This window comes from Streptomyces sp. NRRL S-37 (assembly GCF_000721605.1).
Taxonomy (GTDB): domain Bacteria; phylum Actinomycetota; class Actinomycetes; order Streptomycetales; family Streptomycetaceae; genus Streptomyces.
Genome location: NZ_JOIZ01000007.1, coordinates 1 through 12,658, shown reverse-complemented (window position 1 = coordinate 12,658; position 12,658 = coordinate 1). Strand labels below are relative to the sequence as shown.

10 protein-coding genes are annotated in these 12,658 nt (G+C 71.2%); 1 reads left to right on the top strand and 9 read right to left on the bottom strand.

What is annotated here, in order from left to right:
• Positions 1-135: 135 nt before the first annotated feature.
• The 9 genes from IH50_RS0112865 to hemL form a co-directional block, all read right to left on the bottom strand.
• The gene (locus IH50_RS0112865) at positions 136-1,998 is read right to left on the bottom strand and encodes a protein kinase domain-containing protein (protein WP_030860632.1); all 1,863 of its coding nucleotides are present in this window, start codon (positions 1,996-1,998) and stop codon (positions 136-138) included.
• 164 nt (positions 1,999-2,162) lie between these two features.
• A complete protein-coding gene (locus IH50_RS0112860; RefSeq protein WP_030860629.1) occupies positions 2,163-3,053 on the bottom strand; it encodes a hypothetical protein in 891 nt (296 codons plus the stop codon).
• 332 nt (positions 3,054-3,385) lie between these two features.
• Positions 3,386-4,519: a c-type cytochrome biogenesis protein CcsB gene (ccsB, locus tag IH50_RS0112850; protein ID WP_030860627.1), complete on the bottom strand. Its 1,134-nt coding sequence runs from the start codon at positions 4,517-4,519 to the stop codon at positions 3,386-3,388.
• Positions 4,516-6,270, bottom strand: a complete 1,755-nt coding sequence (gene resB / locus IH50_RS0112845; RefSeq protein ID WP_030860625.1) for a cytochrome c biogenesis protein ResB — start codon at positions 6,268-6,270, stop codon at positions 4,516-4,518. The genes ccsB and resB overlap by 4 nt, the downstream gene beginning before the upstream one ends.
• A gap of 4 nt (positions 6,271-6,274) precedes the next feature.
• Positions 6,275-7,078 carry a cytochrome c biogenesis CcdA family protein gene (locus IH50_RS0112840; RefSeq protein ID WP_420709057.1) on the bottom strand — a complete coding sequence of 268 codons (804 nt, stop codon included), beginning with the start codon at positions 7,076-7,078 and terminating at the stop codon, positions 6,275-6,277.
• Between the two features lie 10 nt (positions 7,079-7,088).
• The gene (locus IH50_RS0112835; RefSeq protein ID WP_030860621.1) at positions 7,089-7,748 is read right to left on the bottom strand and encodes a TlpA family protein disulfide reductase; all 660 of its coding nucleotides are present in this window, start codon (positions 7,746-7,748) and stop codon (positions 7,089-7,091) included.
• 66 nt (positions 7,749-7,814) lie between these two features.
• Positions 7,815-9,116: a hypothetical protein gene (locus IH50_RS0112830; protein WP_078913956.1), complete on the bottom strand. Its 1,302-nt coding sequence runs from the start codon at positions 9,114-9,116 to the stop codon at positions 7,815-7,817.
• 308 nt (positions 9,117-9,424) lie between these two features.
• Positions 9,425-10,072, bottom strand: a complete 648-nt coding sequence (locus tag IH50_RS0112825; RefSeq protein ID WP_420709056.1) for a histidine phosphatase family protein — start codon at positions 10,070-10,072, stop codon at positions 9,425-9,427.
• A 41-nt stretch (positions 10,073-10,113) separates the two neighbouring features.
• Positions 10,114-11,430: a glutamate-1-semialdehyde 2,1-aminomutase gene (gene hemL, locus IH50_RS0112820; protein ID WP_030860615.1), complete on the bottom strand. Its 1,317-nt coding sequence runs from the start codon at positions 11,428-11,430 to the stop codon at positions 10,114-10,116.
• 476 nt (positions 11,431-11,906) lie between these two features.
• Between hemL and IH50_RS0112810 the strand changes: the two genes are divergently transcribed.
• Positions 11,907-12,344: a hypothetical protein gene (locus IH50_RS0112810; RefSeq protein WP_030860612.1), complete on the top strand. Its 438-nt coding sequence runs from the start codon at positions 11,907-11,909 to the stop codon at positions 12,342-12,344.
• The last annotated feature ends 314 nt before the right edge of the window (positions 12,345-12,658 follow it).

Sequence of the window (12,658 nt, the reverse complement as noted above, 5' to 3'; positions counted from 1 at the left end):
TCCCGCGCCGGCCGCCGTCAGCCGGCCCTCGGCGACATCGGCCCCGACAAAGCGGCCCGCGTCCTGCCCGGCCGCCGGATCCGGTGGCCGGACAGCACGGCCCCCGGACGATCGCGGGCGGGGCTCCGGGACGGGTCAGCCGACGAGGTTCTTGATCCGGGCGGCGGTGAGGGCCCGGTCGAAGACCCGTACGTCGCGGACGGCGCCGGGGAAGAAGTCGACGGCCTGGCCGCCGTACGACGCCCGGCCGATGATGAAGGGGCCGGTGGCGGACATCGGGTTGGTGTCCTCGGCCTCCGCCTCCTGTACGCCGTTGACGTACAGCCGCAGGGTGCGCGCCGGGCCGTCGCAGACGCCGGCGAGGTGGGTCCAGACGTTCACGGCGGGCTCGCTGCGGCCGGCGGCGCGCAGGCCGGGGCGGGAGAGGGCCCAGCGGTTCTCGTCGACGGCGTACTGGAGGTAGAAGCCGCTGGCGTCCTGGGCGTCCTGGCTGACGGCGGTGGCCCAGCCCCCCGGTGCGGCGGAGAGCCGGACCCAGGCGGCGATCGTGAAGCTTTGGCCCTCCCCGGTCTCCACCACCGGTCCTCCGGTCATGATCTGGCCGCCCTGCCCGTCGAAGACGGCTCCGCCTCCGCCGGGCACCCAGGTGACGCCGGTCGCGGTGCCGTCGTGGCCGCCCGCGGTGTCCCGCGCGACCGTGCCCGAGGTCTCGTCGAGGGGCCAGTGCCCGACGGGCCGGGCGGGCTGCGGGGCGACGGTGGGTGAGGACGTGGGGGAGGCCGAGGAGGGGGGCGTGGCCCGGTCCCGGTCGGCGGCGGCCGACCGGTTGAGCCAGAATCCCGCTCCGGTGCCGGCCGCGGCGACCGCGCCCCCGCCGATGCCGAGGAGCAGGAAGGCCCGCCGGCTGCCGCCACGCTCCCGGCCCGCCCGGCGGCCGGTGGGCTCCGTCGCGGCGGGGGCGGGCTCCGGGACGGCACCCACCCGGGTGGCCTGGTCGTGGAAGTGCGGCGCCACCATGGTCGCCTGCTGCGGGAGGGCGCCGGGCCCGGCGTCGCGCGGCAGTACGTTCGTCGGGGCCCCCGGATCCGTGGCACGGGCACCCGGGACGGGCGTACCGGCCGGGGTCGGGGCCCCGGCGGCGTTGCCCTGCTGCGGCCAGGGGCCGAGGTGCCGCAGGGCCATCGTGTTCTCGTTGCCCAGGGCACCGACCCGGGCGAGGATCTCCTGCGGGGTGGGGCGGCGGGCCGGGTCCTTGGCGAGGCAGTCGCCGATGAGGGCGTGCAGGGCGGGGTCGGTGACGGCGCCGATGCCGGGGGTGTTGTGCACCACGCGGTAGAGCAGCGCGGGGGTCGGTCCCTCGCCGAAGGGATTGGCGCCGGTCGCCGCGAAGGCCAGCACCGCGCCCAGGCAGAAGACGTCGCTGGCCGGGGTGATCGTGTCGCCGTTGACCTGCTCGGGCGACATGAATCCGGGCGAGCCGGCCACGAGGCCGGTGCCGGTGATCGAGTCGGCCTCGACGCTGCGGACGATCCCGAAGTCGATGACCCGGGGCCCGTCCTCGGCGAGCAGCACGTTGGAGGGTTTGAGGTCGCGGTGGACGAGGTTCACGGCGTGGATCGACACCAGTGCCTCGGCCAGCCCGGCCGCCAGCGCGAGGACCGCCCCCGCCTCGAACGGCCCTCGCTCGACGACTGCCTGCTCCAGCGAGGGACCGGCGATGTAGCTGGTGACCAGCCACGGCAGGGGCGCGTCCGGGTCGGCGTCGACGACCGGGGCGGTGAAGGCGCCGCTGACCTTACGGGCCGCCTCGACCTCGCGGCGGAACCGGTCCCGGAACTCGGGCCGGCGCACCAGCTCGGCGTGCACCACCTTGACCGCGACGAGCCGCCCGCCCGGGGAACGTCCGAGGAACACCTGGCCCATCCCGCCCGCGCCCAGCCGGCTCAGCAAGCGGTACGCCCCGACGGAGTGCGGGTCGTCCGGCTCCAGCGCTGACACAAATGCCTCCCGGCGTGCGATCTCGGCCCATGGGGGCAGGGCCAAGCATAAAGCCAATCGCACCCGTGTTCGTCGAAGTGCCCTACCCCGTACGGCACTTCGACCATCACCCTCTCCCTGAACGCCGCGCCTCTACGCGGAGCCGGGCGACCAGGGAGCCGGCGTCATTCGAAAATCTCTTCGGCCTTCGGAGCGGTGACGGCGCGGGTGAGCCAGCGGCGGAGGAGGTCGGGGTCGCCGCAGTCCGTGACGCGACTGCGGACGTCGTCGGAGATGTCGAGGCCGCGCTGCTCCAGGATGAGCAGGACGTCCTCGGCACGGCTCTTGACGAGGGCTTCGGCGCGGGCTTCGGCGCGGGCTTCTTCCCGGATCTCTTCGACGAGGTAGGACTTGTAGAAGGAGAGGTCCACGGCCACCAGGTTCCTCCAGAGGTGCTTGGCCGGGTGCTTGCCCAGGCCCTGTGCGGTGAATTCGACGATGGGGTCCGCGATGTCTTCGGGCACGTCCCGCAATGCGGTGGAGAGGGCCTTCAGTATCGCATTGACGGCGGGTTCGGCGGCGTGCGTGATGGCCGCGAGGCTGGTCAGGACGAGGTCGGCGCGGGCCTCCTCGGGGTCGGTGATCACGGGCATGTTGTGCGGACCGGCGACCACGGGGCGCAGGGTGAGGGTGGGCAGTTGGGGCGGTCCGCTGCTGACCGCCCGCTGGGCCCATTGGGCCGTGGCGTGGTCCTGGCAGACGACGAGGAGCGCGGTGGGCAGCCGGTACTTCGTCCACAGGTAACTGGTGTAGTACGCCCAGCTCGCCGGCTTGTCCGGGTTCTTGCCGCCCTGGGCCTCGATCGCGAGGAGGAAGTCGCCCTGCTCCGCGGTCTCGAACCGCAGGACCGTGTCGACCCGGCGTTCGACGGGGCTGGTCTCAGTGAGGTCGGTCGGCAGGGGGGTGGCCTTGACGGGCCTCGGGATGTCGACTCCGAGGAAGCGTGAGACGCGACTGAAGAGTCCGGGATCGTGCTGGAAGATGCGGTGCATCGCCTCATGGGGCGGCTTGACCATGGGTCTCCTTCATGTCAGCCCCTGAAGAGGAGTGACATATGTCGTCGGCATGTGCGCCAAACGTAAGGAGAGCGGGACCCTGAAAGCGGGCAAACCGGTGATGTTCACCCACGTGAGTGAATCGGACGCCGCGTGCGAGGAGCGCTGCCACGTTCCGGCCGGCCGGGTACGGCGTGGGGATCGTGCCGCTGGACGACCCGGAGTACGCCGCGACGACGCGGGAGTTCATCGTCCGTCATCCACAGGTGGGGAGCGAGGACATCGGGAGCTGAACGGCGAAGGCCGGTTGCCATGACCCGGGTCACGGCAACCGGCCTTCGTGGTGTCCGGGGTCAGAACCCGACGGACCCCAGCGCGCTCAGGCCGACGTCGGCGTACGAGTGCTTGCCGGAGACGAAGATGTTCACGCCGTAGTAGTTGAACAACCAGCAGCCGAAGGCGAGCAGGGCCAGGTAGGCGGCCTTGCGGCCCTTCCAGCCGGCCGTCGCGCGAGCGTGCAGGTAGCAGGCGTAGGCGACCCAGGTGATGAAGGACCAGACCTCCTTGGGGTCCCAGCCCCAGTAGCGGCCCCAGGCGTCGCCGGCCCAGATGGCGCCCGCGATGATCGTGAACGTCCACAGCGGGAAGACGGCCGCGTTGACCCGGTAGGAGAACTTGTCGAGGGACGCGGCGGCGGGCAGCCGCTCCAGGACGGAGGTGGCGAAGCTGCCGGGCTTGCCGCCGCCGGCGAGCTTGTTCTCGTACGCGTCCTTGAACAGGTAGAGGATCACACCGACCGCGCCGACATAGAAGACCGCGCCGCACAGGATCGCCGTGGAGACGTGGATGTACAGCCAGTACGAGTGCAGGGCGGGGACGAGCTGGTCGCTCTCGGTGTAGAGGACGGTGACGGCCAGACCGAGGTCGAGGAGGACCGTGGTGGTGAGGAACAGGCCGAGCCAGCGGATGTCCTTCTTCAGCGCCAGCAGCAGGAGGTACACGCCGACCGCGGTGGTGGAGAAGGTGATGTTGAACTCGTACATGTTGCCCCACGGCGCCCGCTCCACGGACAGCGCGCGGGTGAGCACACCGCCGAAGGAGAGGCAGAACGCGAGCACGGTGAGGGAGACGGCGATCCGTCCGTAGAGGTCGCCCTTCTCGTCGCCGCCGTGCGCCCCGGGTCCGTCGGGCACGTCGCGGGAGCCGGTGGCGGCACGCACGACGACCTTCGGCCGCTCCAGTACGGCGGTGCCGCCGGCCTGCTGCACCGTGACGGCCGGCGCCTTCCTCGCCTCGGCCCCCGCCTTCGGGCTGAGGGCGGCGGCGGTACGGGCGACCTTGCTGCGGCTGCCGAAGGTCCACTCCGCGATGTACGCGAAGAAGGCGAGGGTGTAGACCGCCATCGCGGAGTAGACCAGCACGTTGCTGATCTCCGCGAGGTTCTCGTTGGCCGCGGCGGCCAGATCTGTTGCGGCGGCGAGAGTCATTTCTCAGCCCCTTCGGCAGGTACGGCTTCGGGATCGGTGGCGGTGTCGGTGGAGTCGGTCGGGTCCGGGGAGGGGTCGGGTGCGGCCGGTGCCCGGTCGTAGAGGATTCCGGCGAGGTCGCCGAGTTCCTCGGGCACCTTCGCGGACTCGCTGCGGCCGAGGCCGGCCATCTCGACGACGGTCACGCCGTCCTCGCCGCGTACCGCGCGCACCCACACACGGCGGCGCTGGATGAACAGGGAGCCGGCGAGACCGGCGATCGCGGCGACCGCGCCGCCGAGCGCCCAGCCGCCGCCCGGCTCCTGGACGATCTGGAAGCCGGCCCATTCCCTGACGTCCTTCTCGAAGGTGACCGAGCCGGCGCCGTCCGGGAGCGTCATGGTCTCGCCGGGCGTGAGCAGCTTCTTGAACAGCTCGCCCTCGGCGTCCTTGAACTCCTTCATCTTCGTCTTGTCCATCTGGTACACGCTCTGCGGAATGCCGGAGTCGGCCTTCAGGTCACCGTGGTAGGCGGAGAGCGCGAGCACCGGATAGTCCAGCGCGGGGAACTGGGAGAGCATCGTGCCGGCGGCGGAGCCGCCGAAGGTGGGCACGAAGAAGGCGTTGAAGCCGAGCTGCTCCTTCTCGCCCCCGGGGTTGCGGTAGCCGTCGAGGACCTTGACCACGCCGGAGGAGGTGACGTTGGCATCGAGCGGCAGCAGCGGCACCGCGTCCCGGTAGACGATCTTGCCCTTGCCGTCGCGGACGGTGATGACGGGCGCGTAGCCGTGGCTGACGAGGTAGACCTTGGCGTCGCCGATCTCCAGGGGCTTGTTCACCTTGACGAGGGCCGTCTTCTCCTTGCCGTCCGCTCCCTCGGTGTAGGTGAGCTCCGACTGGTACGTGCGCGGGGTGCCCTTGTTGGGGCCGGTGCGCTCGTAGGTGCCGGTGAACTCCTTGACGTCGAAGCTGAACGGCTCCAGGTCGTCGTTGGTGAAGAGGCTGCCGGACTTGAAGTCGTCGTACTGGGTGAGCGTGTTGGCGAAGCCGTCCCCCTCGACGATCAGCTTGTTGCCCTCGGACTTGAAGAGCTGGCCCCAGCCGAAGGCGATCAGCATCACGATCAGCGCGATGTGGAAGAGCAGGTTGCCGACCTCGCGCAGATAGCCCTTCTCGGCGGCGACGGCGTCACCGGCGAGGTGGGCGCGGAAGCGGCGCTTCTTCAGCAGGGCGAGCGCGGCCTCGCGGACGGCCTCGGGTTCGGCCTCGGTGCGCCAGGTGGTGTGGGCGGGCAGCCGGGTCAGCCGGCGGGGCGCGCCCGGCGGGCGGCCGCGCAGCTGGCCCACGAACTGCCAGGTGCGGGGCACGATGCAGCCGATGAGGGAGACGAACAGCAGGATGTAGATCGCGGAGAACCACACCGAGCTGTAGACGTGGAAGAGCCCGAGCTTGTCGTAGAGGGGCGCGAGGACGTCGTGGCGCTCGCGGAAGTCGGCGACCGCCGTCTCGTCGATGCCGGTCTGCGGGATGAGCGAGCCGGGGATCGCGCCCAGCGACAGCAGCAGCAGGAGCAGCAGCGCGACCCGCATGGAGGTGAGCTGCCGCCAGAACCAGCGGGCCCAGCCGATGACGCCGAGGGAGGGCAGGTTCGGCGCGTCCTCCGTGGGCGCGGTGGACAGCTGGGAGCCGGCGGCGCCGAGGTCCTGGTCGTCGGCGGCCTTGGAGGTGTCGTCGGCGGCCCGGTGGGAGTCGTCGGTTGTCGTCTTGCTCATCGGGTCAGATCCCCACAGTGAAGCCGTTGGACCAGGTCTGCATCTCCGCCACGAGGCTGTCCCACGCGCCGGTCAGCAGCAGCACACCGGTCGCGATCATCATCGTGCCGCCGACGCGCAGGACCCAGACGTAGTGCCGCTTGACCCAGCCGAAGGCTCCGAGCGCCTTGCGGAAGGCCACGGCGGCGAGCACGAAGGGCACGCCCAGCCCCAGACAGTACGCGACGGTCAGCAGGGCGCCGCGTCCGGCGCTCTCCTGCTGTGCGGAGAGGGTGAGGACGGAGGCGAGGGTGGGGCCGATGCAGGGGGTCCAGCCGATGCCGAAGAGGGCGCCGAGGACGGGGGCGCCGACCAGTCCGGCGGCCGGCCGCTTGTGGAAGCGGAACTCGCGCTGGGTGAGCCAGGGCATCAGGCCCATGAAGAAGACGCCCATGAGGACCATGAGGACGCCGAGCACCTTGGACAGGACGTCCGACTGTTCCTGGAGGGTCTGCCCGAAGTAGCCGAAGAAGGCGCCGCCGGAGACGAACACGGCGGTGAAGCCGAGCACGAAGAGGGAGGCGCCGATGACCATGCGGCCGCGCCGGGCCTCGGCGAGGTCGGTGCCGGAGACGCCGGTGACGTAGGAGAGGTAGCCGGGGACCAGCGGCAGGACGCAGGGCGAGAAGAAGGAGACGAGCCCGCCGAGCAGCGCGATGGGCAGGGAGACCAGCAGGGCGCCGTTGAGCACCGTGCCGTTGTAGCCCGCGCCGGCGGCCAGGGTGAGCACCGTGCCGTGGTGGCCGGCTTCGGCGGCCAGCGTGTGCAGAGCCGTCACGTCACTTCTCCGCGACGACCGGCTTGAGCATCTTCAGCAGCCGCTCGTCGTCGAGCTGGGCCAGCGCGCGGGCCGCGATCTTCCCGTCCCGGTCCAGGACCAGGGTGGAGGGGACGGCCTGCGGGTTGAGGGTGCCCTTCTCGAAGCGGAGCATCAGCTTGCCCGTGGGGTCGTACAGGCTCGGGTAGGGGATGCCGAAGTCCTTCTCGAAGGCGAGGGCGGCCGTGGTGCTGCCGTCGCGGGTGTTGATGCCGACGAACTGCACGTCCTGGTCGGCGTACTCCTCGGCCACCTTGGCGAAGTACTTGGCCTCCGCGCGGCAGGGGTTGCACCAGGAGCCCCAGACGTTGAGGACGACGACCTTGCCCTTGTAGTCGGCGACGTCGAGCTGCTCGCCCTCGAGGGTCTTCCCGGACAGGTCGGGCGCGGCGGCCCGCTCGCCCCGGGGGACGGTGGAGATGCCGTCGCTGCCGGTGACGAAGTTGGTGTTGCCGCCCCCGCCGGACGTTCCGCCGGAGCCGCAGGCGGAGACGAGCAGCGCGGCCGCGGCAGCGCCGGCGGCCAGGGTGGCGCGGCGGCGGGCGCGCGGGGCACGGAGGGCACGGTCCGGGCTGTGAACGGCTCGGTTCGAGCGCTGGGGGGCGCGGCTGGCGGCACTCATGTGAAAAGTTTCGCATGCCCGTTCCGGGGATCTTGCGCACCCCCCGTGCGGGTGGAAACCCGCATTTCAGGCGCCGTTGCCGGCACCTGTTCCGCTCGCCCCGCCGGTGTCCTTCGCGAACGCCTTCCAGCCACCGGCCGGTTCCTGGCCGACGTCCAGGGTGCGGAACCGCTCCAGGACCTCGGGCCTCTGCGCGTCCAGCCAGTCGGTGAACTGCCGGAAGGAGACGAGCCTCACGTCGCCGCCCTTCTCCTTCTCCCGCGCGATGTGCTTGAGGGCCTCCTCCACGGCGTCCATGTAGATGCCGCCGTTCCACTGCTCGAAGTGGTTGCCGATGAAGAACGGCGCGCGGTTCGTCTCGTAGGCCCGCTGGAAGCCGGATATGTACGCCTGGGCCGCCTGCCGGCGCCAGCCGGGGTGGTTGTGGGCGGGCGCGTTGGTCGAGTTGACCGACTGGTTGGCGAGGATGTTGTAGTCCATCGACAGGACCTCGAAGGAGTGGCCGGGGAACGGGATCTGCTGCAGGGGGAGGTCCCATATGCCCTGCTTCTTCGACGGCCAGACCTGGCGGCCGCCGGGCGAGGAGGAGTCGTAGCGCCAGCCGAGCTCGCGGGCGGTGGGCAGCAGCTTGTCCTGGCCGAGCAGACAGGGCGTCCGGGCGCCGACGAGCTCCTTGTCGTAGTCGAAGGGGAGCGGCTCCAGGTCGGTCCAGCCGGAGTTGGTCCGCCACTCCTTGACGAAGGACTTGGCCTGCTCGATCTCGCTGCGCCACTGCTGGGGGGTCCAGTTGCCGACGCTGCCGGAGCCGCCGCAGAAGTGGCCGTTGAAGTGGGTGCCGATCTCGTGCCCTTCGAGCCAGGCACGGCGGACGTTCTTCAGCGTGTCCTTGATGTGGGCGTCGGTGAGGTAGCCGATGTCGGAGGCGCCGCGCGGGTTGTTCGGGGGGTCGTAGAGGCGCTTCTTCGACTCGGGGAGCAGGTAGAGGCCCGAGAGGAAGAAGGTCATGGACGCGCCGTGCTCCTTGGCGAGGTCCAGGAAGCGCGGGAAGAGGCCGTTGCCGACCTCGCCGGCTCCGTCCCAGGAGAAGACGACGAACTGCGGCGGGGTCTGGCCCGGCTCCAGCGGCACCGGCGCCTCGGGCTGGTGGGGCTGCTCGCCGGTGAAGGAGGTCGAGCCGTCGCCGATCGGGCGGGCCGTCCTCGTCGGCTTCGGGTCCGGTTCCGGCTCCTGCGCGCCGGCCCGGTCACCGCCGGGACGGGACCCGCCGGGGCCGTCCGCGTCCTTGTGGCCGCCGCACCCGGCCAGCGAGGCGGCGGCAGCGGCCCCCGCCCCGAGTCCGAGCATTCCCCTACGGGTGAGACTGCGCATGGCAACCCCGTTCGTCACGTCCTCTGGTGGTCACTCACTCAGAGGACGCGACGGAGACGAGGGTTCCCGAACGGATGCGAGGGTTTCGCAACGGTTTTCGAAAGCATGGCCCCCGCCGGGCACCGCGTCACGGTCCCGGACGGGTGCAACCCCGGTCCCGGACGGGTGCAACCCCGGTCTTGCACGGCGGGCATCGCGCCGGACCCGGACTGGCGTGACGCCGGACCCGGACGGGTGCAACCCCGGCCCGGGGGGCGGGCGCAACCCCGGTCCGGGGCGGGCGCGAGCCCGGCCCCGGGCGGCGGGCGTCACGCCCCGAACGCCTTGCCCTTCCCCTTCACCGGCTTGGCGCCCGCGAGCAGATGCGCGGGGACGAGATCGCGGGCCGGCTCGCTGTAGCCGACGGAGACGATCCTGTCGCCCTGGTAGGTGAAGGTGGTGAGCGAGGCGAGCGTGCACTGCCGCTTGCGCGGGTCGTGCCACAGCCGCCGCTTCTCCACGTACGACCGCACGATCCAGATCGGCAGCTGGTGGCTGACCAGCACCGCCTCGTGTCCCCGCGCCGCGTCCTTGGCCGAGTTCAGCGCGCCCATCATGCGGATGACCTGGTCGACGTACGGCTCGCCCCAGGACGGCTTGAACGGGTTGACGACGTGCTTCCAGTTCGCCGGGCGGCGCAGCGCGCCGTCGCCGATGCCGAAGGTCTTGCCCTGGAAGACGTTCTCCGCCTCGATCAGCCGCTCGTCGGAGGCGATGTCCAGGCCGTGCGCCTTGGCGATGGGCTCGGCCGTCTCCTGTGCCCGCTCCAGCGGGGAGGCGACGACATACGTGATGTCGCGGGAGGCGAGGTGCTCGCCGACCCGGTCGGCCATGCGCCGGCCCAGCTCGGAGAGGTGGTAGCCGGCGAGACGGCCGTAGAGGACACCGTCCGGGTTCTCGACCTCGCCGTGCCGCATGAGGTGGACGACGGTGACGTCGTCGTCCTTCTTCACGGTGCTCACGCGGTCGCCTCCGCTGCCGCTCGGGCCGCCGCCGGAAGGGCGTCGGCGATCCGCTGGACGGCCCGCTCGTCGTGCGCGGTGGACACGAACCAGGACTCGAAGGACGACGGCGGGAGGTAGACGCCGTTCGCGAGGAGGGAGTGGAAGAACGCGGTGAAGCGGAACGACTCCTGCGTCTTCGCCTCCTCGTAGTTCCGCACCGGGCGGTCGGTGAAGAAGACCGAGAACATGTTGGAGGCGTTCTGCAGCGTGTGCGCGACACCCTCCTTGGTCAGCGCCTCGGTCACGAGCGACTGGATCTGCGCCGAGACGGCGTTCACCTTCTCGTACGCGGCGTCGTCGAGCAGCCGCAGCTGGGCGAGCCCGGCGGCGGTGGCGACGGGGTTACCGGAGAGGGTGCCGGCCTGGTAGACGGGCCCGGCGGGGGCGAGGTGCGCCATGACGTCGGCGCGCCCGCCGAAGGCCGCGGCCGGGAAGCCGCCGCCCATCACCTTGCCGAAGGTCATCAGGTCGGGGCGGACGCCGTCGACGCCGTACCATCCGGCGCGGCTGGTCCGGAACCCCGTCATGACCTCGTCGGAGATGTACAGCGCGCCGTTCGCGGCGCACGCGTCCTTCAGCCCCTGGTTGAACCCTGGCAGCGGCGGTACGACGCCCATGTTGCCCGGCGACGCCTCGGTGATCACGCAGGCGATCTCACCGGGGTGCGCGGCGAACGCGGCGTGCACGGCGTCGAGGTTGTTGTACGGCAGCACGATGGTGTCGCCGGCCTGGGCGCCGGTCACACCGGGCGTGTCGGGCAGCGCGAACGTGGCCACCCCGGAGCCGGCGGAGGCGAGCAGCGAGTCGACGTGCCCGTGGTAGCAGCCGGCGAACTTGACCACCTTGGTGCGCTGCGTGAAGCCGCGCGCGAGGCGGATCGCCGACATGGTGGCCTCGGTGCCGCTGGAGACGAGCCGCACCTGCTCCAGCGGCTCGATCCGGGCGGTCATCTCCTCGGCGAGCGCGACCTCGCCCTCACCGGGCGTGCCGAAGGACGTGCCGCGCGCGACGGCCTCCTGCACGGCGGCGATCACCTCGGGGTGCGCGTGTCCGAGGATCATCGGCCCCCAGGAGCAGACCAGGTCGACGTACTCGCGTCCGTCGGCGTCGGTCAGGTACGGGCCGGTGCCCGACACCATGAACCGGGGCGTGCCGCCGACGGCGCGGAAGGCGCGCACCGGCGAGTTCACGCCGCCAGGCGTGACGGCCGCGGCACGGTCGAACAGCGCCTGCGAGGCTCGGGCTTCGTATGAATATGGCAGTTCGCTCATGACCTGCGACTTCTCCGACCTTCTCCGACATTCCGGGGGTTTCCCGGCTCCGGGTGCGTATGACGTGTCCAGGGTAGGCCAGGGGCGGACTGCGGCATCCGGCCCCCGTTCGGCCGTGATCTGCGAAACTGACGTCTGATACACACAGCTCACACGGCCGGGGCCGGCCGGAGGCTGCGGACACCCCGCGGGCAGATGCTTCACCGCACGTTTCGGCGGGCGGCCGTGGGGGAGGTCACTGACACGATGATCGGGTTGCGCGGCGGGGGCCACGCGTCCTAGAAAAGCAGTCGGGTGGAGATATGCATCGCGGTGGCGGACTGGGCGAGGGGACTGATGACCTGGGTCCTCGGCGCGCCCGGCGGGGAAGGCACCGGCGGCGCGAGGCGGAGGACACGGACGAGACACGCCGCACGCGCGGCGAGCCGGAGCGGATCGACCCCCTGAGGGGGGCGGGGAGCAGGAATGGTGGTCGGGTGGGGGTGACGTACAAGTATTTCGGTGCGCCGGACGGCGCCACCGCGGCCCGCGTCCCGATATCGATGCGCCCCGAGGAGCTCGGCGGCGACGAGCTCGGCATGGGCGGCATGTTCACCAAGATCAAGCCGGAGACCATGGCCGCGATGGTCCTCACGGGCATCGAGGGCGTCCCCCTGCACAAGGTCCCGCCCCTGGAACTGGTCGTCCTGCACCCCGACTACGCGGTCGTGAAACTCCCCATGACGGTCGTCGACCCCCTGCGCGGCATAGGCGAGGAGGCGGTCGGCGCGGCGGCCTTCATCTGGTCGACGGTCCCGGACCGCGGCGGCCCGCGGGACGCGTTCAACGTGTACCAGCTGCTCCACGAGTGGCAGGACTTCTCGCACCGGCTGCACGAGGCGGGGCATCAGGCGTACTGCTTGGTGTGGCCCTGAGCTGGGGTTTCGTGAGGGTCGGGCGGGGTCTTCGGGCCTCGCCCTTTTGCGTGCCGGGGAGGGGCCGTCAGGCGGCCGGGGCACATTGAGGGCACATTGGTTTTTCTGGAGGTGGTGATGTGCCCTGGGGCTCTCCGGTTTCCAACGGCTCCGCGCCGGTGAAGGCGTCGTCTATCGCCTTGCGGGTCCGGCTCTCGCTGGACGGCAGCAGGTGCGTGCATCTCCCCTCCTACTGTGGAGACCGTGACCGGAGGGATAGTTGGGGGTCATGGCATCCAGGAAGCGCATCTACGACGCCGAGTTCCGTGAGGGGG

What these genes read in the sequence shown, in the direction of transcription:
- IH50_RS0112860 (WP_030860629.1), bottom strand. Translation starts at nt 3,053, where the DNA reads ATGGTCAAGCCGCCCCATGAGGCGATGCACCGCATCTTCCAGCACGAT.
- ccsB (WP_030860627.1), bottom strand. Translation starts at nt 4,519, where the DNA reads ATGACTCTCGCCGCCGCAACAGATCTGGCCGCCGCGGCCAACGAGAAC.
- resB (WP_030860625.1), bottom strand. Translation starts at nt 6,270, where the DNA reads ATGAGCAAGACGACAACCGACGACTCCCACCGGGCCGCCGACGACACC.
- IH50_RS0112835 (WP_030860621.1), bottom strand. Translation starts at nt 7,748, where the DNA reads ATGAGTGCCGCCAGCCGCGCCCCCCAGCGCTCGAACCGAGCCGTTCAC.
- IH50_RS0112830 (WP_078913956.1), bottom strand. Translation starts at nt 9,116, where the DNA reads ATGCGCAGTCTCACCCGTAGGGGAATGCTCGGACTCGGGGCGGGGGCC.
- IH50_RS0112825 (WP_420709056.1), bottom strand. Translation starts at nt 10,072, where the DNA reads ATGCGGCACGGCGAGGTCGAGAACCCGGACGGTGTCCTCTACGGCCGT.
- hemL (WP_030860615.1), bottom strand. Translation starts at nt 11,430, where the DNA reads ATGAGCGAACTGCCATATTCATACGAAGCCCGAGCCTCGCAGGCGCTG.